The following is a 21,236-nucleotide window of genomic DNA, read 5'->3' on the forward strand; positions in this document are numbered from 1 at the left end:
CGGGCGTCCGTGGGGCGCCCGGTCTTCGAAAGGACCTGCTGTGGGTGCGTATGCGGATCTGGTGTTCGTCGGCGGCCGTGTGGTCACGGTCGACGCGGAGTTCTCCGTGGCGGAGGCGCTGGCGGTGACCGGATCGGTGATCAGCGCCGTCGGCGGGCGGGAGGACGTGGCGCCGTTCATCGGTCCCGGCACCCGGGTCGTCGACCTGGAGGGGGCGACGCTGCTGCCCGGCATCAACGACTCCCACCTGCACGGCTGCGCCTTCGGCACGGCGTCCCCGCCGCTGTCGGTGGAGGTCGGACACCCCGCCGTCTCCTCCCTCGCCGACGTGGCCGAGGCGGTACGGGAGGCGGTGGGGCGGACTCCCGAGGGGCAGTGGGTCACCGGGCACGGCTGGGACACCGGCTTCCTCGCCGAGTGCGTCGCCGACCCGTCCCGGCAGCCCTCGCGCGGCGACCTCGACGCCGTCAGCCCCGACCACCCCGTCGTCCTCTACTCCTTCTCCGGCCACGCCACCTGGGTCAACTCCAAGGCACTGGAGCTGATCGGCATCGACCGGGACACCGTGGCACCGCCCGGCGGGGCCGTCGTCGTCGACGCGACGGGGGAGCCCACCGGGCTGCTCCACGAGGGCGCGCAGGCCCTCGTCCAGAACGCCCTGCCCCCGCTCGGCAGGCAGGAGCGCACCGACGCCATCCGTTCGACCCTCGCCACCCTCGCCCGGCTCGGCGTCACCAGCTACACCGAGCCCGGGCTCGGCCCCGGCGGCGACGGCATCATGCGCGGCACCCTGGGCACCCGGACCCTGGACGTCTACCGCGAGCTGCTCGCCGACGGCGAGCTGACCGCCCGCGTCGGCGTCCTGCTCCTCCCGACCGGCATGGCGGGCACCGCCGAGGAGTTCGCCCGGAACCTCGACGCCCTGGACCAGGTCACCGCCGGAGACGACCCGCGCCGCCTCGCGATCCTCGGCGTGAAGGTCTTCGCCGACGGCATCGTCCCCAACAAGACGGCCTGGATGCACGAGCCGTACGTCGGGGGCGGCTGCGGCTCCCTCTGCGTCGGCGGCGACATCGACGACGACCGGGTCGCCGAGATCCGCGCGATGATCCGGCACGCCCACGCCGCCGGACACCAGCTCGGCGTGCACGCCACCGGCGACCGGGCCATCGACACCGTCGCGGACGCCTTCGCCGAAGCCACCGCCGCGCACCCGCGCGAGGACGCCCGCCACTACGTCATCCACGGCGACTTCCTCACCCCGCACGCCATGAAGGTGCTCGCCGAGCACGACTACGGCGTCAACATGAACCCGACGATCAAGTGGACGGTCGCGGACATGGAGGAGGAGTTCGTCGGCGCCGGCCGGGCCGCGTACGCGTGGCCGTACCGTGACGCCCTCGACGGCGGCGTGCGCGTGGCCAGCGGCTCCGACGCCCCCGTCACCCACCCCGACTGGCGGCAGGGCGTCGCCACCATGGTGCTGCGCGAGTCGAAGGCCGCCGGACGGGTCAGCGGACCCGAGCAGCGGATCGCGCTCGCCGAGGCGATCCGCACGTACACCATCGACGCGGCCTGGCAGGACTTCGCCGACGACTGGAAGGGTTCCCTGGAGCCCGGCAAGGTCGCCGACCTGTGCGTCGTCGACGGCGACCTGCTCGCCGCCGATCCCCACGCCATCCCGGAGCTGCCCGTCGTCCTCACGGTCCTCGACGGACGGATCGTGTACGAGGCCGCGCCCGGCACCCGGTCCGACGCGGGCGCCGACATCTTCTCCGGAGCCGACGCCGGCACGGGCTCCGGCCTCGGCTCCGACAACCCGCGCGATTGACGTATGCCGGACAGATGATCATCCTGGTGGGATGGCGGCGCGGCACAGCACAGCGGACATCCTCGACGCCGCCGTCCACGTCCGGGACGCCGCCAGGAGCGCCACGGCCGGTTCGGCGGGCGTCGACACGGTCCTGGCGGCCCTCTCGGAGGTCGTGGAGCACGACCACGCCTCCCTGACCCGGTGGGACCCCCGGCGGCGGCGCCACACCACGCTGGCCGGGACGTATCCCGAGGAGGCCACGACCTACATCGAGACCCGCCTCCACCGCGACCCGGTCTTCCCCGTGCTGCACAGCCCCGCCCGGGGCGGCCTCTGGCTCGGGGACGTCCCCAGGGGGCTGCTCGACGCCTCGCCCGGCTTCCAGGACGTGCTCGCCCCGCTCGGCATCGTGGACGGCGTCGCCCAGTGCCTCTTCGCCCCCGACGGCCGGTACGTCGGCATGCTGAACGTCAGCATCCGGCGACCGCGCCGCACCCCCGACCCGGCCCGCGCCGTGGTCACCCTCCTCACCGAGGCCCTCGCCGCGACCGTGGCCGCCGCCGAGGCGGATCCCGTCCGCCCGCCCGACGGCCTCTCCCCGCGGGAGCGGGAGGTGCTCGCCGAGCTGACGGCCGGACGCACCAACCGCCAGATCGCCGAACTGCTCCACGTCACCCCGCGTACCGTCGGCACCCACATCGAGCACATCCTCGCCAAGCTCGACCTCCCCAACCGGGCGGCGGCGGCCGCCCGGGCCGCCGCCTGGGGAATCCGGTCGCCCCACGGGGACGGCACGGGCCCCGAGCCTCCGCTCAGCCCACGTCGACGCCCACCCGCTCCGCCACCGAGGTGAGCGCCTCCCCGAGGGGCAGGGCCACCCGGGCGGCGGCGAGCGTGTCGCCGCGGGTCGGATCCCGGTTGACGATCAGCACGGGCGTACCGGCCTGCGCGGCCTGCCGGACGAACCGCAGCCCCGACATCACCGTCAGCGACGATCCGAGCACCAGCACGGAAGCGGCGCCCCGCACCAGCTCCCGGCAGCGCTCCACGCGCTCGGCCGGCACCGTCTCGCCGAAGAACACGACGTCCGGCTTGAGCACCCCGCCGCACACCACGCACGGCATCACGTGGAAGCCCGCGACCTGCTCGTCGGTGAGGTCGGCGTCGCCGTCGGGGTTGATCGCGGCGGGCACCGGGTCGAATCCCGGATTGGCCTCCTCGAGGCGCCGGGCCAGCTCCCGCCGCGGGCTCGTGTCGCCGCAGTCCAGACACACGACCCGGTCGAGACCGCCGTGCAGCTCCACGACGTCCTCGCTCCCGGCGGCCTGGTGGAGCCCGTCGACGTTCTGCGTGATCACGCCGCCGCCGAGGAGCCCGGCCCGGCCGAACGCGGCCACCGCCCGGTGCCCGTCGTTGGGCCGGGCCCGCCCGAAGGTGCGCCAGCCGAGGTGGCTGCGCGCCCAGTACCGCCGCCGTGCCCGCGCGTCGCCCGTGAAGTCCTGGTACGTCATGGGCGTGTGCCTGCTGAGGCTCCCGCCCTCCCCCCGGTAGTCCGGGATGCCCGACTCCGTGGAGATCCCGGCCCCGCTGAGGACGAGCACGCCCCCGGCCCGCACCGCGTCGACGACCGGCTCCAGATCGGTCGTGCCCGGCGGCAGCTCCCCGGTCGGTGTCCAGCTCAAAGTAGGCCGCATGCGCATGCGGCCAGCGTACGGAACGCGCGCCGCGGCCGCCGCAGGTCAGGCGCCGCACGTCGGACGCCGCACGTCAGGCGCTGGACCAGTCCCGGGTGGACAGCACCAGCAGGTAGCCGTCCGGGTCCCGGAGGGTCACGCCCCAGGTGTCCCAGTAGGGGTTGTGGGCGGGCACGCGCTTCCCGCCGTGCTCTTCGAGCCGCCGCACGAGCGCCTCCGGCACCTCCTCGCCGAGGTAGACCACCAGCAGGTCCTCGGCCGTCGGCCGGGGCTCCGTGGGGGCGGCCGGATCGTGGACGAGTTCGAGGTGCCAGCCGGCGCCGCGCCAGCCGACCATGAGCAGCGAGTGCCGGCCGGGAGTGCCGTCGGCGGCGTGCCGGTACTGCACGTCGAGCCCGAGCCCCGCCACCCAGAAACGTTCCGCCGCCTCCAGGTCACGTGACGGGCGGGCGATACGGATGGGGGCGGCGGCATCGGCGGGCACGGCGGGACCTCCTGGTCGACGGACGCCCCGAGCCTAGGGACCGGACCGGTCACCTGCCCATACCCCGCTGGACCTACGACCGGCGAAGGAGCCGGCCCGGGCCGCGCCGCGGCGTCACGCGCTCTTGGCGTCGGCGATCCTGTCCAGCTCGCGCATCGCCTGGGAGTGGGCGCTCATGCGGCGGCTCACCACGCCGACCGCGCAGAGGCCCACGCCCGCGACCGAGACCGGGACGGAGAGGCCGAGGACGAGCAGCGCCTCGGGCCAGTCGCGTTCGCCCTGGCACCAGGAGTTCTGCCGGACGCCCCGGTTGGCGGTGCCGTCGTCGGTCAGCAGCCGGGGCTCGCACTCGGCCGGGTGCTTGTCGTCGGGCTTGCGGTCGACCTCGTACGACGTCAACAGCAGGACCGCGCACCAGGTCCACAGGACCGCGGCCAGCCCCAGGAGGCCCATACCCCAGAAGCTCATCCGGCGCGCCCGGTCGCGGAAGTCGAGGTCGAAGTCACGTGATCGCATCGCGACCGAACATAGCAGCGGGTCTCCGGACGTTCGACGGTCATTGACAACGCAGGTGCGTGGATCGCTTTCCTCCCGGTGTTGGACGGGACGGGCGCCGCGACGCGAAGCTGATCACCGATCCACCTCACCCCACCCTCCCGACGGCGAAACGAGGCAGCACCCATGGACGACGACGTCTTCGAGACGACGGGCGGTCCGGTCCGCGGCTTCCGGGTCGCGGGCGACGACGTCGTCGCCGCGCTCGGAATCCCCTACGCCGCACCCCCGTTCGGCGCCGCCCGGTTCCGCGAGCCGCGCCCCGCCGCGCCGTGGAGCGGCGTCCGGGACGGTACGGGGTTCGGACCGGTCGCCCCGCAGTCGGCCGAGCTCCCCGGCGCGCCGGTCTGGTCGCCCGGGGACGAGGACGTCCTCACCGTCAACGTCTGGACCCCCGCACCCGCCGGCGGCCGTCTCCCCGTCCTCGTCTGGCTCCACGGCGGCGCCTACACCTTCGGCTCCTCCGCCCAGCCCGACTTCGACGGCACGGCGCTCGCCCGCGCCGGCCTGGTGGTCGTGACCGTGAACTACCGTCTCGGCTTCGAGGGCTTCGGGCACGTCCCCGGAACATCGGAAGCCCCCGGGCCCGGTCCTGCCGCCCCCGCGTTCCCCGACAACCGAGGACTGCTGGACCAGATCGCGGCCCTCCGCTGGGTACGCGACAACATCCGCGCCTTCGGCGGCGACCCCGACGAGGTCACTCTCGCCGGCCAGTCCTCCGGCGCCACCTCCGTGATCTGCCTGATGGCGACGGACCGGGCCCGAGGCCTGTTCCGCCGCGCCATCGCCCACAGCCCCGCGAGCCCGTTCCACACCCGGGACATCGCCGCGGCGACCACCCGCGAGATCGCCGCCGCGGCCGGCTGCCCCGCGACACCCGGCGGCCTGGCGTCGGCCGGCCCGCAGACCCTGGTCGAGGCCGCGGACCAGGTGGTCGACGCGTACCGGAACGACCCCGGCTCCGGCTCCCGCCACTACGACCCCTCCCTCTTCGCCCCCGTCCTCGACGGCGACATCCTGCCCACCGACCCGCTCACGGCCCTGGCCGCCGGCACGGCCCGCGACGTGGACCTGCTGCTCTGCCACACCACGGAGGAGTACTGGCTCCTCGACGCCGTCGGCAGCTGCGCACGGCTCACCACCGAGGCCCGACTCGCCCGTTTCGCCCACGACTTCGGCCTGGACGCGGACCTGCTCGACGCCTACCGCTCCCCGGACCCGGCACTCCTCACCGACGACTACCTCGCCCTCTACGGCGATCTGCTCTTCGTCGAGTTCACGCACCGCCTCGCCGAGGCGCACGCGGCCGGCGGCGGCCGGGCGTACCTCTCCCGCTTCGACCGGCGCCGCGAGCGCGCCGACGGCACGGCCGTCCGCGCCTGGCACTGCGCGGACGTCCCCTTCGCCTTCGGCAACCTCGACGACGAACACCTCTCCTTCCTCATCGGAGGCGCCCCCACCCCCGAGGACCACGCCCTGTCCCGCCGCATGGTCGGCGCCTGGGCCGACTTCGCCGCGACCGGGAACCCGGGCTGGGCCCCGATACGGAAGGACACCACCGGGACGGAACAGGCCTCCCGCGTCTGGTCCACCGACGACCAGCCGTCGGTGGACCTCCGGCCCGCCCCTCCCCGCGCCCTCTGGGCGAAGGTCGACTTCCCGCTCCTGCGCCCCTGACCGCGGCGCGGAAGGCTACAGCGACGGGACGAGCGAGGAGGCCGGTGCCGGACGCCCGGCCATCGGCTCCACGCCTCCTCGCGCCCCGTACGCGGACACCACCACGCGCCTCCCGCGCCTCCCGCTTCCCCTCGTCGTGACGGGCCCCGCCGACCTGACCTGCGGGGTCATATGGGTGTGCGATTGTCGGTCGCGCGTGATAGTCACTACACCCACGGGGCGGGACGATCATCAGCCGCCCCGTGCGCACACATCAAGGGGTGGGGACATGGCGTTGCTCCGGGACCTGGGGAACACGCTGGGAAGATGGACGGGCAGGCCCGTCGCGCGCGTCGACGCCGACGCCGGCGACCCGGAGGCGCGGCGCGCCCGCGAGGCCGCCGAGGCCGGGGACTGGACCGCGGTACGGGACGTGCTCGACGCGCGGCCCGAGGGCGAGGACCGCACCGGCCTCCTGTGGGCCGTCGGCGACGTCGCCGGTGTGGAGCGGTGGATCGCCGACGTCACCGCCGCGGAGCCCGACGCGACGCTGCCGCGCCTCGTGGCGGGCGTGCGGCACATCAGCTGGGCCTGGGAGGCCAGGACCGGCGCACGCGCCGAGCACGTGTCCCGCGAGCAGTTCGAGGTGTTCTTCGACCGGCTGCGCACCGCCGAGACCCGGCTGTACGAGGTGGCCGAGCGCGAACCCGGATGGACCTCGCCCTGGTACGGCCTCCAGGTCACCGGGCGCGGCCTCCAGGTCGGCCAGGACGTGGCACGGCGCCGCTTCGAGGCGACCGTGCGCCGGGACCCGTACCACCTGGGCGCGCACCAGCAGCAGTTGCAGCAGGTCTGCGAGAAGTGGAGCGGCTCCCACGAGGAGATGCACGACTTCGCCCGCGCCTCCGCCTTCGGCGCGCCCGCCGGGACGCTCCTCGGCCAGCTCGTGGCCGTCGCGCACCTGGAGCACTGGCTCGCCCTCGACTCCGGTCCCGACGCCCGCTACATCCGGCAGCCGCAGGTCGTGGCCTCTCTCAACGAGGCCGCCGACCACTCCTTCCGCCACCCGGACTTCGTGCGCGGACGCGGCTGGCTCCAGGTCTGCAACACCTTCGCCATGGCGTTCGCCCTCGCCGGTGACGTCGCCTCGGCGCGCGAGTGCTTCCGGGCCACGGAGGGCCGCGTCACCGAGTTCCCCTGGTACTACCTCGACGGCTCCGACCCCGCCAAGGCGTACCGTCAGCACCGCTCGTACGCCGGACGCTGACGGCCGCCCGGCGGAGGCCCGGGCAGCGCCCGTACGGCTCCGGTCCCGGTCCCGGCCCGGTGTCGCCGCCGCCGGTCCTTCCCGCCCACGCCGCCGGCGCCGGTGCGCGACCGGCCGCGCCCACGCCTCCCCGCCCCTCGTTCCCCGCCCGCTCGCACCCGAAGGACTGCGTCAGGTGTCCCACCCTGATTCCCCCGAGACCGCCCACACCTTCCAGGTGGATCTGCGCGGCCTGGTCGACCTGCTCTCCCACCACCTCTACTCCAGCCCCCGCGTCTACCTCCGCGAGCTCCTCCAGAACGCCGTCGACGCGATCACCGCCCGTCAGGCCCTCGACCCCGCCGCGCCCGGCACGATCACCGTGCGGACGGGGGAGACGCTGACCGTCACGGACACCGGGATCGGGCTGACCGAGGCCGATGTGCACCGGTTCCTCGCCACGATCGGACGCAGCTCCAAGCGGACCGCCGACGGAGCGCTGGACGGGGCGGGGCTCGACGCGGCCCGCGGCGAGTTCATCGGGCAGTTCGGCATCGGGCTGCTCGCCTGCTTCGTCGTCGCCGACGAGATCACCGTGCTGAGCCGATCCGCCGCCGACCCGGCCGCGCCCACCGTCGAGTGGCGCGGCCACTCCGACGGCCGCTACACGATCCGCACCCTGCCGTCCGCGACCCTCCCCGAGCCCGGCACCACGGTGAGGCTCGTCCCGCGCGCCGACAACGCCGAGTGGACCCGTCCCCAGCAGGTCGTCCCGCTCGCCCGGCACTACGGCGGGCTGCTGCGCCACGAGGTCACCGTCGTCGACGCGCGCGGCGACAGCCACCGGATCAACGCGGCGCCGCCGTGGGAGCGGACGCACCGCTCGCCGCTGGCCAAGCGCGAGGCGTACACCGCGTACTGCCGCGAGCTCTTCGACTTCACCCCGCTCGACACCATCGAGCTGGACCTCCCCGCCGCCGGCCTGCGCGGCGTCGCCTACGTCCTGCCGACCGCGGTCAGCCCGGCCCAGCGCGCCGGACACCGCGTCCACCTGAAGGGCATGCTCCTCACCGACCAGGCCCCGGAACTCCTCCCCGAGTGGGCGTTCTTCGTACGCTGCGTCGTCGACACCACCAGCCTGCGGCCCACCGCCTCCCGCGAGTCGCTGTACGAGGACGGCACGCTCTCCGCCGTACGGGACGCCCTCGGCGACCGGATCCGCGACTGGCTCACCGGGCTCGCCGCCAGCGACCCGGCGCTGCTCCACCGGTTCATCGACACCCACCACCTGGCGGTCAAGGCGCTCGCCCGCTACGACGACGAACTGCTGCGGGTCGTGCTGCCCTGGCTGCCGTTCGAGACCACCGACGGGAACGTGACCCTGGAGGAGTTCGCGCGCACCCACCCGACGCTCCTCGTGACGCGCAGCGTCGAGGAGTTCCGGCAGGTCGCGCCGATCGCCGCGGCCGCCGGGCTCGGCGTCGTCAACGGCGGGTACACCTACGACCGCGACCTCGTCCACCGCCTCCCCGAGATCCGCCCGGGCACCTCCGTCGGCGACCTCGACCCGGCCACCGTCACCGCCCACCTCGACGCCGTCGACCCGAGCGCCGAACTCCGCGCCGCCGCCTTCCTCGCGGTGGCCCGCGAGACCATCGGCGTCCACGACTGCGACGTCGTCCTGCGTGACTTCCAGCCGGTCACCGCGCCCGCGCTGCTCCTCGACAACCGCGACGCCCGGCACGAGCGCACCCGGTCCGGCCTCGCCGCCGACAGCGACGGACTGTGGGCCGACATCCTCGGCTCGCTCCGCCACGAGGCGCCCCGCGCCCAGCTCGTCCTCAACCACCTCAACCCGCTGGTCCGCCAGGCCCTCACCATCGGCGAGCGCGGCCTCGCCGTCACCACCGCCGAAGCCCTCTACGGCCAGGCCCTGCTGCTCAGCCGCCGCCCGCTGCGCGCGAGCGAGAGCGCCCTGCTCAACCGGGCCTTCATCGGCCTCCTCACCCACGCCATGCACCACCCGGGCGACGCCGGCCCCGGCCCCGGCTCCGGCCCCGGCTCCGACCCCCGGAAGGAGAGGTAGATGCTCGACACCCCCGAGGCCGTCGTCGAGGCGCTCCGCGAGAACCACGAGCGCCCCCACGGCCTGCCGCGCACCATCACGGCCGAGGAACTCGTCGAGGCCGCCGAGGCCTTCGAGAAGCCCGACGTGCTCGTCACCGCGCTCCTCGAACTCATGACGGCGTACGAGTTCACCGGCGAGCAGCGCAAGTCGCCGGTCGCCTTCGCCCGCATCCTCAAGCTCTGGGACTCCGCCCCCGACTCCTTCAGCCCCTACGAGGCCCACCAGGTCTTCTGGCGCTTCAAGTGGGTGACGACCTCCCTCCTCCAGGTGCCCGAGATGCCGCTGGCGACCATCCGCGGCTGGATCGACCAGATGCGCGACCGGTACGAGGCCGCCGGCCACGACGTCCAGCCCGTCGCCGCCATGCGCCACCACCTCGCCCGGCACACCGGCACCGGCGTCGCCGACGCGTACGACCTCTGGGCCACCCGGCCCCGCACCGACCTCAGCGACTGCGAGGCCTGCGAGATCCGGCACCACGCCTGGCACCGGGTCGTCGAGGGCGACGACGCCGCCGCCCTCGACGTCTGGCGGCCGGTCCTCGCCGGCGCGTCCACGTGCAGCGAGGAACCGCAGATGAGCCAGGCCCGCGCCCTGCTCCCGCTGCTGCGCACCGGCCGTACCGACGAGGCCCGCTCCCACCACCTCACCGGATACCGCAAGGTGCGCGGCAACGCCGCCATGCAGGCCGAGGTCGGCCTCCACCTGGAGTTCTGCGCCCTGTCCCGGAACGAGGGCCGGGGCCTGGAGATCCTCGCCGAGAACCGGCCCCTCTTCGAGGCCACCGGCGCCCCGCTCGACCACCTCGGCTTCCTCACCGGCGTCGAGGTCCTCCTCGCCCGCCTCGTCGAGGACGGCCACGACGACACCGCCGTCGCCGGCCCGCCCGGACGCGACTGGACGGCCCGCGAACTCCTCGCCCACGTCCGCGCCGAGGCCGAGCCCCTCGCCGCCGCCTTCGACGGCCGCAACGGCACGGGAGCCGTCGGCGACGGCCGCCGGACCCGGCTCGCCCGCCGCCCGCTCCTCGACGAGCCGCTGCCCCTCGGCCTGCGGGCCGCCACCGGCGCGACCGGAGCGGGCGGGGCCAGGGCGGGCGCGGCCGGGGCCACGGCGAGCGCCGCCGGCGCGCCGTCCACCGCCCGGATCGAGATCCCCGAGGACTTCGCCGCGCTGGTACGGGAAGCCCGCCGGCTGTCCCGCGAGGGCCATCCCGGCGAGGCCCGGCTCTGGACGCGCATCACGGAACGCCTGGCCGACGGCTCCGCGTCCTACGACGACGCCCCGGGACCCGGCGACCTCCTCCGCGCCGAACTCGCCGAACAGAAGGCCCAGGAGCTCTGGCTGGACGACCTGCACACCGCGGGCGCCACCGAACTCGCCACGGCCATCGGCCACTTCGAGGAACTGGGCATGCCCTGGCACGCGCTCTCCGCCCGGGCCCGCGTCCTCGCCTGGGCGAGCAGCCCGGGTTCCCGGGACGCGGACGGCGTCGCCCCGGACCACGCGGCCTCCCGCGCGGGACTCGACGAACTGCTGCGCGCCGCCGAGAAGCTGCTCGCCGAGACGCCCCTCGACGGCGAGCCGCTCGGGGACGCCGAGACGGCGTTCGGCGCCGACCTGGCGGCCGAGCGCGCCCTCTCCTACCTCTCCCTGCGCTACTCGGACGCCTTCACCGCGTACCAGGCGCTCCTCGACGGGACGCACCGGTCCCGCCACCGGAAGGACGGCGAGGAGGACGGGGGCGGCGGCGAGGAGGACAGGGACGGCGGCGAGGGCGGCGAGGTCGACGCGCTCACGGAGCGGTTCGAGGAGGCCGTCGACACCCTCGCCGCCGAGGCCCTGCGCCTCGGCTACCCGCACCACAGCGCCCACGCCCGCCAGTTCCGCGCCGACACGCTCGCCCGGCGCGGCGCGATGGCCGACGCCGAGCGGGAACTCCGCGACGCCCTCCAGGACCTGGAAACCGCCGGGCGCCCCTGGCGCAGGCCGCGCCCGGCCGCCCTCCTGGCGCAGGTGCTCCTCGCCCAGGACCGGCCGGACGAGGCGGTGGAGCTGCTGCACGCCGCGCACGCCGACGCCGTCGCGTACGACGACACCACCTTCCGGCTCGCGCCGACGTACCTGCTGCTCGGCCACGCCTCCACGCACCTCGGGGACCTCTCCGGAGCCGTACGCCACCTCTCCGAGGCCGCCGCGCGCTTCGACCAGGACGGCGCGCACGGCGAGGCGACCGAGGCACGGCTCCAGCTCGCCGACGTCCTGGCCCGCTCCGGACAGCAGGCCGACGCGGTCGCCGTCCTGGAGTCCGTCCTCGCCGACGACGCCGCGTCCGGCGTCGACGAGCGCACCCTCGCCCAGGCCCGTCTGACCTTCGGCCGGGGGCTGCGCGAACTGGAGGAGTACCTGCCGGCCGCGGAGGAACTGCTCCGGCTCGCCGACACCGTCGCCGGCTGGCCGCGGGAGGAGCGCGGCGGCGTCCTCACCCTGGTCGCCGCCGAAGCCGCCATCACCCTCGCCCTGGCCGAGCGCTGGGACGCGGCCGACACGGCGTACGCGCGGGCCGTCGCCGCCCACGCCGAGGCTCCCAACCCGCCGCTCGTCCTGCAGATGATGCGGGAGTTCGCCCGCCTCACCCCGCGGTCCCCCGAGGACGAGCACGAGGGCGCGGGCACGGACGGGGCCGACGGCGGCGTCTCGGGCACCGACAAGGCCCTGGCGCACCTGGCGCGCGCCGACGCGGTCCTCGCCGCCGTGACCGCGGAGGAGGAGGACGGCTTCGCCGTCTGGTACGAACGCGGCGAGATCCACTACCGCCGCGCCCGCGTCCTCGCACAGGCGGGTCGCCACGACGAGGCCCTGCCGGAGGCGGAGGCCGCCATCGCCGCCCACGAGGAGGGCGGCGAGCAGGGCGAACTCCCGCGCGCCGAAGCCGTCCGCGTCGCCGCGCTGGTCGAGGGCAACGGCCTCGACCGGGTCAACGAGGCCATCGCCCGCCTCACCACGGCGGCGGCCCGCTGCCGCAACTCCGGCCATCCGGAGGCGGCCCGGATCCTGGACGCCCTGCGCCAGGAGTTCCTCTCCCGCTGACGGACCGTCCGCCGTCTTTGCCCGTGGCGCTCGGCGCACGGGCGGAGGCGGCGGACGGAGCGGAGGGAAGGCCGGCATCGGCGATCCCCGCGCTCCGGCCGTGCCCCTGCCCGGCGCCGGCCGCGGCCCCGCGGTCCTCGCACGTTCCTCCGGTCGTCGGCGCCGGGTGAAAGGATCGCGGCATGACGACGCCCCTGCTCCTCTCCGACATCGAAAGGGCCGTGCGCGCCGGTTGGAGCGCCGAGACGGCCACGCCCGAGTTCCGGTCCCGCTGGACCCCGGACAACCCGGCCCGGGACCAGTGCGGGGTGACCGCGATGGTGCTGAACGACCTCCTGGGCGGCGAACTGCTCCGCGGCGAGGTCCTCGTCGACGGGGAGCGGGTGGACTACCACTGGTGGAACCGCCTGGGCGCGGGCGTCGAGATCGACCTCACGCGCGAACAGTTCGGGCCCGAGGAGAAGGTCACGGCCGGAACGGTCGTCCCCCGGCCGCCCGTGAGCGAGTGGCGCAGGCTCCGCGACGAGTACGCGCTCCTCCGCGAGCGCGTCCTGCGCCGGCTGGGCCAGGGGCCCGGCGCGGCCCCCGACGGCTCCACGGCGTGAGGCCCACCGGGCCCGCGGTCCTGCCGGACCTGCGGGCGTCCATGGACGAACTGGCCACGCCGGCACGCGTGTACGTGGCGGCCGGACGCTTCACCGGTCCCGACCCCGACCTGCCGGAGCCGGCGGCGGAGGTCCGCGTCGTGCCGGCCCGCATGGCGGCGGACGAGGCGCGGGCGCGGTTCCTCCCCGGGTACGCACCGCCTCCGGTCCCGGAGCTGTGCGCCGCGCTGGAGCCGCTGGAGACCGATGAAGCCGCCCCGTTCCTGGCCCGGCTCGCGACGGTCGACCTGTACTGGCCGACCCACCGCCACCTGCCGGCCGGCGTGGCCGGACGCGCGGCGGACCGGGTGGTGTCGCTCCTCGGGCCGGACGCCTCCTGGTGGACCGACCACGACGAGGCGGCCGGTGCCGTCACCGGTGTCACCCCGTTCCTCGACAGTCTGCTCGCGGGCACGGACGGCACGTACTTCGCCGTCGCCCTCCAGGTGGCCGACGACTGAGCCGGGGCGAAGGGGAGGCGTGGCCTACACCCGCGAGGGCGGGACGTCCTCGTCGAGGAGCAGGGCGAGGCCGTCGAGGAGGCGCTGGAGCCCGAACTCGAAGAGGCCGTCGAGGTCGAAGTCGTACCCGGCCCGCGCGAGCCGGGCGAGCGCCGGGTACCGCCCGCCCTCCAGGGTCGCCCGGAGGGCGGGCTCCTGGGTGTCCATCCACCCCTCGCTGTCGAGGCCGCTCCGGGCCTCGGCCTCCCGCTCCGTCTCCATGTTCAGGGCGAGGCCGCGGATGTGGTTGAGCAGCGTCAGATGTGCCGTGAAGGCGGTGTGGTCGTCGAGCCCGTGCCGGCCGAGGCAGCCCAGGACCCACTCGCTGTACGCCATCGCCGAGGTGATGAGCTGCGGCCGGGTCAGCGACATGGCCGGCGCCATCCAGGGGTGGGCCCGGAACAGGCCCCAGAGCTGCCGGGCGGCCACGGCGAGCGGCTCCCGCCAGCCCGGGGGCGGATCGGCGGGCAGGGGGCGTTCGCCGATGGCCGCGTCCATCATCCGCACGAGCAGGTCGTCCTTGTCGGCGACGTGCCGGTACAGGGACATGGTCGCCACTCCGAGTTCGGCGGCCACCCGGCGCATCGACACGGCGGCCAGCCCCTCCGCGTCGGCCACGGTCACGGCGGCGGCCACGATCCGGCCGAGCGTGAGGCCGGTGGAGCCGGGGGGCGTGGCGGAGGCGGACGGCGTGCTCCGCCGGGCGGGAGCGGGAGTCGCGGGAGCCGGGGCGGGGGAGGGGCCAGCGGCCCGCTCCGACGCCGACACGACCGTCCCGACCCCCGGTACGGCGCGCACCAGGCCTTCGTGGCGCAGCTCGGTCAGCACCTTGGTGGCGGTCGCCATGGCCACGCCCCACTGCCGGGTGATCTCCCGGGTCGACGGAACGCGCTCGCCCGGTGCCAGTTCGCCGGTCTCGATCCGCTGCCGCAGTTCGCCGACGATCCGGCTGTAGCGAGGTTCCGGTCTCCTGCCGTCTCCCACCGACACCGTCCTGCCTTCCGCACTAGTGCACTTGGAGGGCCCCATCGTAGCCGCCGACGAGGGGAATTCCGTGAGCGCACTGCCTTCGCCCCTCTCTGTGCTAGTGCACCTTCGCACCGAAGGGCCTTGTTGGTAAGGGATTTCAGCTTGCCCACTCCTCTGCGTACGGCGTACATTCCCCGTCATGAAGAACAACGAGATCCTCATCAGCGGCGCCGGCATCGCGGGAACGGCACTGGCGTACTGGCTACGCAAGGCGGGCTTCGTGGTCACGATCGTGGAGCGGGCGCCCGAACCCCGCCCGGGCGGGCAGACCGTGGACCTCCGGGGCGCCGGACGGACCGTCGTCGAGCGCATGGGTCTGATGGACCGGGCCAAGGCCGTCACCGTCGACCAGCGCGGCCTCGCCCTCGTCGACGGGAAGGGCAGGATCACCGCGCGGGTGCCCGCCGACAGCTTCGGCGGCGAGGGGATCGTCTCCGAGATCGAGATCCTCCGCGGCGACCTCGCCCGGCTGCTGTACGAGGCGACCCTGCCGGACACGGAGTACCTCTTCGACGACACGATCACCGGGATCGACCAGGAGACGGACCCCGACGCCGTCACCGTCACCTTCGAGAAGGCGCCGCCGCGCCGCTTCGCGCTCGTCGTCGGAGCGGACGGGGCGCACTCCGCCGTCCGCTCCCTCGTGTTCGGCCCGGAGCGGGAGCTCGCCCACCCCATCGGCCTGTACACGGCCTGGTTCACCGCCCTCGACCCCGACCTGGACCTCGACGGCTGGTACCTGATGCACAACGCGCCCGGCGGGCTCGTCGCCTCCGCCCGCCCCGGCCGTCTCCCCGGCGAGGTCAAGGCCGGCTTCAGCTTCCGCTCGCCGCCGCTGGCGTACGACCGCCGGGACGTCGCCGCCCAACGGGAGATCGTCGCCCGGCGCTTCGGCGGCGTCGGCTGGGAGACCCCCCGCCTGCTGCGGGCCCTGCGCACCGCCCCGGACTTCTTCTTCGAGACCATGGCGCAGGTCCGCCTCGACGGCTGGTCGCGCGGCCGGGTGGCGCTGCTCGGCGACGCCGGATACTGCGCCACGCCGCTCACCGGCCTCGGCACCAGCCTCGCCCTCGTCGGCGCGTACGTCCTCGCGGGCGAACTGGCGGCGGCGGGAGGCGCGCACGAGACCGCCTTCCGCCGCTACGACACGGTGATGCGTCCCTATGTCGCCCAGGCCCAGGAACTCCCGCCCGGCGGAGCCGCCGGCTTCGCCCCCATGGGCCGCTTCGGCATCCGGATGCGCGACCTCTCGATGCGCTCGATGACCCGCTGGCCGATGCGCGCCGTCCTCGGCGCGCAGTTCGCCAAGGCCGGCGACATCGCCCTCCCGGAGTACGGCCCGGCCGGGACGGTGACCGGGGGAGCGGGGAAGCGGGGGCGCCTCAGTGCATGAGCAGCAGGCGGGTGTGGGGCACCAGCTTGCGGTTGACGCTGGTGCTCTGCACGAAGATGGTGAAGTCCGCGTTCTGATCGGGCTTGACGCGCACCTCCTCGTCCGGCAGGCCCAGCAGGGCGCGGGCCTCGGGCCCCGTGTAGACGCGGTCGGTCTTCTTCTCCAGGACCGCGATCCGCTTCCGCGCCTGGATCTTCTCCGACTTGCTCAGCTGGTAGAAGGCGCACCCGGTCTTGTACGTGTGCCCGGACTCGGTGACCCACTCGCGGATCGCCACGTCCCGGGTCACCGGGATCAGCTGGTAACCGGACGCGTCGACCGGAGTGAGGCCGGCCGCCGCGATCGTCTCCTTGTTGACCGCGTCCGCGCCCACGGAGAAGACGGAACGCGACCCGCGGATGCCCTTGGCGCGCCCCACCATGAACTTCTCCGTCGCCTGCTGGATGACCTGGCCGGCCTCCTCCAGGCCCCGGGTGCTGGTGGCGTCCCAGACGGCCACGTTGTCCTTCGGGAAGCCGCAGTTCATGGCCTCCCGCTTGCCCATCTGGTCCGGCACGAGCACGGCCAGCGTCCAGTTGTCGTCCTGCTCCTCGATCATCTCGGCCACGGCCGACACCAGCGCCCGCGGGTTCGTGCTGGGCGCGTCGGGGCAGCGGTGGCTGGCGTTCTCCTGGCCGTCCGTCAGGACGAAGGTGAGGAAGCTGTGGTCGCCGTACAGCTGGGCCGTCTGCGCCAGCTCCCGCTGCGACTTCAGCGCCGCCGCCAGCAGCGAGGTCATGCCCCCGACGTTGTACAGCGCCTTCAGGGACGGCATCCGCAGCACGTCCTTGTCGTAGATGACGCACTGCACGGTGTCCGCGAACACGTACACCGTGACCCGCGTCTCCTGGTCCAGCTCCCGCGAACGGCGCGCGAGGTACTCGATCTGCTGGTCGGCGACCTCGACGACCTTCCCCCGCAGATGGGACATGGACGAACTGGCGTCCAGCACGAGCGCGACGTGGTTGATGTAGTTCTGGTTTCCGGACATGGCCAACTCCCCGTCCTCGGCGGTGTGATGTCCTTACCGTCTCACCCACCACTGACAATCGGTCCGGACGCCGCCCGCCGCCCCCTCGCCCTCCTCCGGGACCTACGCCGTCCCGTCCGGCTTCCACTCGTGGGCGAGGAGGCCGAGCAGCACCTCGTCGAGGAACTCGCCCATGACCCAGGCCGACGACCGCAGCACGCCCTCGCGGACGAAGCCGTTGCGCTCGGCGGAGCGGAGCATCGCGTGGTTGTCCACGAGCGTCTCGATCTGGAGCCGGCGCATGCCGCGCACGAGGAAGCCGTAATGGCACAGGGTCGCGACGCCGTCCGTGCCGTACCCCTTGCCGCGGGCGGACGGGAGCAGGCCCAGGCCGAGGTGCGCCGAGCGGTTGTGGTGGTCGACGCCCCAGAAGGACGCGGTGCCGACGAGCGCGCCGCTCTCCAGCTCCACCATCGAGAACGCGACCGCGTCGTCCCGGGTGTCGTCCCCGACGAGCCGGGGGTCCTCCGAGTCGGGGGCGAGGGGCCGCCACGGCCGGCCCTCGGCCCGCACGGTGCCGACGACGTCGTCGTACAGCTCCGTCCGCAGGATCGGGCCGTCCTCCTTGTGCCGGGCGCGCAGCCCGATCTTGCTTCCCTTCAGCATGGGAGCTTCCTGTCCTTCCTGCTCCGGCGGCGGCAATCGGATGTGATCACCACAGGTCGGTGCGGTGGGCGGCGACGAGCGCGCCGATCCGGGCGAGGGCGGCGCCGGCCGGCTGCGGGGGCAGCCGGCGGCCGTCGCGCAGACGGAGGGAGACCTGGCCGTCGGCGGCCTCCCGGGGGCCGACGACGGCCACGTACGGGACCAGGCGGGCGGCGCGGATCCGGGCGCCGAGGGTGCCCTCGTCGGGGGCGGCGACCTTCGCGCGCAGGCCGGCGTCGGCGCAGCGTCCGGCCAGGGCACGGGCGGAGGGCAGTTCGGCGGCGGAGAGCGGGAGGACCACCAGCTGGGTGGGGGCCAGCCACGCGGGGAAGGCCCCGCCGTGGTGCTCGACGAGGTGGGCGACGGCCCGTTCCACGCTGCCGACGACACTGCGGTGGACCATCACCGGGCGGTGCCGGGCGCCGTCCGCGCCGACGTAGCGCAGGCCGAAGCGTTCGGGCTGGTGGAAGTCGACCTGGACGGTCGAGAGGGTCGACTCCCTGCCCGCCCCGTCGGCGACCTGCACGTCGATCTTCGGTCCGTAGAACGCCGCCTCGCCCTCCACCGCCTCGTACGCGAGCCCGGAGGCGTCGAGGGCCTCGGTCAGCAGCGCGGTGGACCGCCGCCACAGCTCGGGCGCGTCCACGTACTTGCCCCCGGGGCCGGGCAGCGAGAGCCGGTACCGGCTCGGGACGACGCCCATCGCCTCGTACGCCCGCCGGATCATCCCGAGCGCCGCCCCCGCCTCCCCGGCGACCTGCTCCACGGTGCAGAAGACGTGCGCGTCGTTGAGCTGGATGGCCCGCACCCGGGTCAGCCCGCCCAGGACCCCCGACGGCTCGGAGCGGTACATGCCGCCCAGCTCGGCCATCCGCAGGGGCAGCTCCCGGTGACTGCGCGACCGGGAGCGGAAGATGAGCGCGTGGTGCGGGCAGAGGCTCGGCCGCAGCACCACCTGCTCCCCGCCGAGCCGCATCGGCGGGAACATGTCGTCGCTGTAGTGCGACCAGTGCCCCGAGATCTCGTACAGCTCGCGCTTGCCGAGCACGGGCGAGTACACGTGCTGGTACCCCGCCCGCCGCTCGGCGTCACGGATGTACTCCTCCAGGGCGTGGCGTACGGCCGCGCCGTCGGGCAGCCAGTACGGCAGGCCCGCGCCGATCAGCGGGTCGGTGTCGAACAGGCCGAGCTCGCGGCCCAGTCGGCGGTGGTCGTGCATGGCGGTCTCCTCGCGGTGAACGGGCGAGCGACCACGGCACGAAGCCCCGGGGCACTCGCCCCGGGGCTTCGGACTGAGACAACGGTCAGCGCGCCGGGACACTCTCCGGCGTCGTCGTCTCGGCGGCAGGCTGCTTCATGCGGGAGACGGTAGCGGGGACCGCGAACGCCCGCACCTCCTTTTCACCGGCGGGCGCGGTACGCGGCCGGCTCGCCCGTGGGCGGTTCGGCTACGCGGCGGGCGTGTACGAGAACCCGCCCTCGCCCTCGCCGCCCTCGCCCTCGGCGAACTCGCCTTCGGGGAACGCGCCCTCCTCGGGCATCATCGCGGCGGCGAAGGCGCCCATCAGCTCCTCCGGCTTCAGCTCCGTGGCGCCGGCCGGGGCCGTCGGCTCGGTGCCGGCGCTCAGCTTGAGCCCCAGCCCGATCTTCTTCCCCTTCGCGTTCTCGGTGAGCTTCGCGAGGTCGACGTACACCTCGGTCAGCTCGCCGTTCTTGAGCGTGAAGTCGGCGGTCACCTTGTCGGCCGGGACGTCCTTCAGGTCGGCGGCCGACGGCAGCTCCACGCCGGGCGGCAGCTCCTCGGAGAACGGACGGATCTCGTCGACCAGGTCCGTGATCAGGGTGCGGAACGGCGCCGTCGCCGAGATGCGCTCCGTGCCGTCCTCGCCGCCGGCCGTCGTGAACTCGACGTCCCGGGCGACGACCTCGCGCAGGGCCTCGACCAGCTTCTTCTGGGTCTTGGCGTCCAGCGTGGGCGCGGGCGACGGCTCCGACTCCGGGGCCTCATCGCCCGGCGCCCGGCCCATTTCCTCGCCGGCCTTCTCCAGGGCCTTGTAGTCGACCTTGATCCACTCGCCCTCCAGGACCTTCTTGAAGGCCCCGGCCTCCGGCGGCAGTTCGTCGGTGGACGGCATGGGGGTGCCCATCGCCTCGCCGAGCGCCTCCACGTCGGACCGGAAGTAGGCGTAGTCGCCGACGAGCCGGTACTCGACCAGGTCGCCCTCCGGGACGCTGACCTTCATCGCCATCCCGACGAAGTCCTCCTCCCCGGACTCGTCGAGCGGCTTCTTCGACTCCACCGTGACGCTGAGCTTCGCCCCGCTGAGGAGTTCGGCGGCCTCGTCCGGGAGTTCCTCGCCGGGCTCGGGGTCGGAGGCGGCGTCCAGCTCCTCGAGGGTCGCGGCGTCGACGTCCAGGTCCAGTTCGAAGGAGAGCGACTTCTCCTTGCCGAGCTTCTCGAACGCCTGGTCCAGCTTCTTCCCGGCGGACAGCTGCTCGACCGTCCCGCAGGCGGCCGACCCCGCCAGGACGGCGCCGACGACGGCGGTGGCGGTGAGGGTCTTGCGTATGGCGCTGATGATGAGCTCCTCAAGAGTTCGATCACAGATGATCGACTGTGGTCGGCAGAGGAGACTCACGGCTCGGCCAGAGGGTTGTACGCCGGTTTCGATCAGTCCGCCGCGATGCCGGGAGCCGGGCCGCCGGCGTCCCGCACGCCCCGCCACTGCTCGGCGCCGAACTCCTCGTACCGCTCGACCTCCGTGAAGCCCAGCCTCGCGGCGAGCCGCATCGCCCGGCCGTTGGCGGTCTGCGTGACGAGCGACACCGGCGCGCCGGGCCGCGCGTCCGCGAACCAGTCGAGCACCGCCCCGCACGCCTCGGCGGCGTATCCGTGCCCCCACGCCCGCGGCAGGAACAGATACCCGAGGTCGGTCCGCCCGTCCTTTCCGGGATCCAGCGTCACCACGCCGATCATCGCGCCGTCGCGCTCGACGACGAAGGCGCCGGGGCGGTTGCCCGGCACCTCGGGCATCGCCGCTTCCAGGTCCTCATGCGGCCGGGCGCCACCCACGTACGTCCCCACCTCCGGCGAGGAGAACAGTTCGACGAAGGCCGGCCGGTCCTGGGCCGCCGACGCGCGCAGCACGAGCCGGTCGGTCCGCAGGGGGGCGGGCGGCCAGGAGCCGGATCCGAGTTCGGTCATGACGGGCAGGCTAGGGTCTGTTGCGAAAGTGGATCTTGTTCGTTGATGATCACGTCCTGTGGGACGTGGGGATCTGACGAACGGC

General features: G+C 74.3%; 18 protein-coding genes. 9 read left to right on the top strand and 9 right to left on the bottom strand.

The genetic code is table 11. From position 1 onward, the window contains the following. Positions 1-40 precede the first annotated feature (40 nt). A complete protein-coding gene (locus tag IE245_RS34305; protein ID WP_229851977.1) occupies positions 41-1,831 on the top strand; it encodes an amidohydrolase in 1,791 nt (596 codons plus the stop codon). Positions 1,832-1,862: 31 nt separating this feature from the next. Further along, the gene (locus tag IE245_RS34310) at positions 1,863-2,666 is read left to right on the top strand and encodes a helix-turn-helix transcriptional regulator (protein ID WP_189954943.1); all 804 of its coding nucleotides are present in this window, start codon (positions 1,863-1,865) and stop codon (positions 2,664-2,666) included. Here the strand turns inward: IE245_RS34310 and IE245_RS34315 are convergent. The 3 genes from IE245_RS34315 to IE245_RS34325 all read right to left on the bottom strand — a co-directional run bounded on the left by IE245_RS34315 (position 2,626) and on the right by IE245_RS34325 (position 4,507). Beyond that, positions 2,626-3,513 (bottom strand): NAD-dependent protein deacetylase, encoded by an 888-nt coding sequence (locus tag IE245_RS34315; RefSeq protein ID WP_373305451.1) that lies wholly within the window; start codon positions 3,511-3,513, stop codon positions 2,626-2,628. The two genes, IE245_RS34310 and IE245_RS34315, sit on opposite strands and share 41 nt — an antisense overlap. 67 nt (positions 3,514-3,580) lie before the next feature. Then, positions 3,581-3,991: a VOC family protein gene (locus tag IE245_RS34320; protein WP_189954946.1), complete on the bottom strand. Its 411-nt coding sequence runs from the start codon at positions 3,989-3,991 to the stop codon at positions 3,581-3,583. A 114-nt stretch (positions 3,992-4,105) separates the two neighbouring features. Continuing rightward, positions 4,106-4,507, bottom strand: a complete 402-nt coding sequence (locus tag IE245_RS34325; protein WP_189954949.1) for a hypothetical protein — start codon at positions 4,505-4,507, stop codon at positions 4,106-4,108. A gap of 165 nt (positions 4,508-4,672) precedes the next feature. Between IE245_RS34325 and IE245_RS34330 the strand changes: the two genes are divergently transcribed. The 6 genes from IE245_RS34330 to IE245_RS34355 all read left to right on the top strand — a co-directional run bounded on the left by IE245_RS34330 (position 4,673) and on the right by IE245_RS34355 (position 13,771). Continuing rightward, positions 4,673-6,223 (top strand): carboxylesterase/lipase family protein, encoded by a 1,551-nt coding sequence (locus IE245_RS34330; protein ID WP_189954951.1) that lies wholly within the window; start codon positions 4,673-4,675, stop codon positions 6,221-6,223. Positions 6,224-6,491: 268 nt separating this feature from the next. Continuing rightward, positions 6,492-7,469, top strand: a complete 978-nt coding sequence (locus IE245_RS34335) for a hypothetical protein (protein ID WP_229851979.1) — start codon at positions 6,492-6,494, stop codon at positions 7,467-7,469. Between the two features lie 175 nt (positions 7,470-7,644). Beyond that, complete coding sequence (locus IE245_RS34340; RefSeq protein ID WP_189954953.1) at positions 7,645-9,534, top strand: HSP90 family protein; 1,890 nt, start codon at positions 7,645-7,647, stop codon at positions 9,532-9,534. After that, the gene (locus IE245_RS34345) at positions 9,535-12,666 is read left to right on the top strand and encodes a soluble NSF attachment family protein (protein ID WP_189954955.1); all 3,132 of its coding nucleotides are present in this window, start codon (positions 9,535-9,537) and stop codon (positions 12,664-12,666) included. 182 nt (positions 12,667-12,848) lie between these two features. Then, positions 12,849-13,271: a YunG family protein gene (locus IE245_RS34350; protein WP_189954957.1), complete on the top strand. Its 423-nt coding sequence runs from the start codon at positions 12,849-12,851 to the stop codon at positions 13,269-13,271. Then, complete coding sequence (locus tag IE245_RS34355; protein WP_229851980.1) at positions 13,268-13,771, top strand: hypothetical protein; 504 nt, start codon at positions 13,268-13,270, stop codon at positions 13,769-13,771. Before IE245_RS34350 ends, IE245_RS34355 begins: the two co-directional genes overlap by 4 nt. Before the next feature lie 24 nt (positions 13,772-13,795). Here IE245_RS34355 and IE245_RS34360 read toward each other — a convergent pair whose 3' ends face one another. Continuing rightward, positions 13,796-14,794, bottom strand: coding sequence for a TetR/AcrR family transcriptional regulator C-terminal domain-containing protein (locus tag IE245_RS34360; RefSeq protein ID WP_229851982.1), 999 nt, complete (start codon positions 14,792-14,794; stop codon positions 13,796-13,798). Between the two features lie 184 nt (positions 14,795-14,978). On the opposite strand from IE245_RS34360, the gene IE245_RS34365 reads away from it, so the two are divergent. Next, positions 14,979-16,232: an FAD-dependent monooxygenase gene (locus IE245_RS34365; RefSeq protein ID WP_189954961.1), complete on the top strand. Its 1,254-nt coding sequence runs from the start codon at positions 14,979-14,981 to the stop codon at positions 16,230-16,232. On the opposite strand, the gene IE245_RS34370 is transcribed toward IE245_RS34365, so the two are convergent. The 5 genes from IE245_RS34370 to IE245_RS34390 all read right to left on the bottom strand — a co-directional run bounded on the left by IE245_RS34370 (position 16,222) and on the right by IE245_RS34390 (position 21,151). Further along, entirely contained in the window at positions 16,222-17,262 is a 1,041-nt protein-coding gene (locus tag IE245_RS34370; RefSeq protein WP_189954963.1) for a vWA domain-containing protein, read from the bottom strand. The two genes, IE245_RS34365 and IE245_RS34370, sit on opposite strands and share 11 nt — an antisense overlap. A gap of 102 nt (positions 17,263-17,364) precedes the next feature. Beyond that, positions 17,365-17,907: a GNAT family N-acetyltransferase gene (locus tag IE245_RS34375; protein ID WP_189954965.1), complete on the bottom strand. Its 543-nt coding sequence runs from the start codon at positions 17,905-17,907 to the stop codon at positions 17,365-17,367. Positions 17,908-17,953: 46 nt separating this feature from the next. Further along, positions 17,954-19,267, bottom strand: coding sequence for a threonine--tRNA ligase (gene thrS, locus IE245_RS34380; protein WP_268256627.1), 1,314 nt, complete (start codon positions 19,265-19,267; stop codon positions 17,954-17,956). Positions 19,268-19,394: 127 nt separating this feature from the next. Next, positions 19,395-20,585, bottom strand: coding sequence for a hypothetical protein (locus IE245_RS34385; protein ID WP_229851984.1), 1,191 nt, complete (start codon positions 20,583-20,585; stop codon positions 19,395-19,397). 32 nt (positions 20,586-20,617) lie between these two features. Beyond that, positions 20,618-21,151, bottom strand: coding sequence for a GNAT family N-acetyltransferase (locus tag IE245_RS34390; protein WP_189954969.1), 534 nt, complete (start codon positions 21,149-21,151; stop codon positions 20,618-20,620). Positions 21,152-21,236 lie beyond the last annotated feature (85 nt).

Source organism: Streptomyces roseolus (genome assembly GCF_014649855.1).
GTDB lineage: Bacteria > Actinomycetota > Actinomycetes > Streptomycetales > Streptomycetaceae > Streptomyces > Streptomyces roseolus.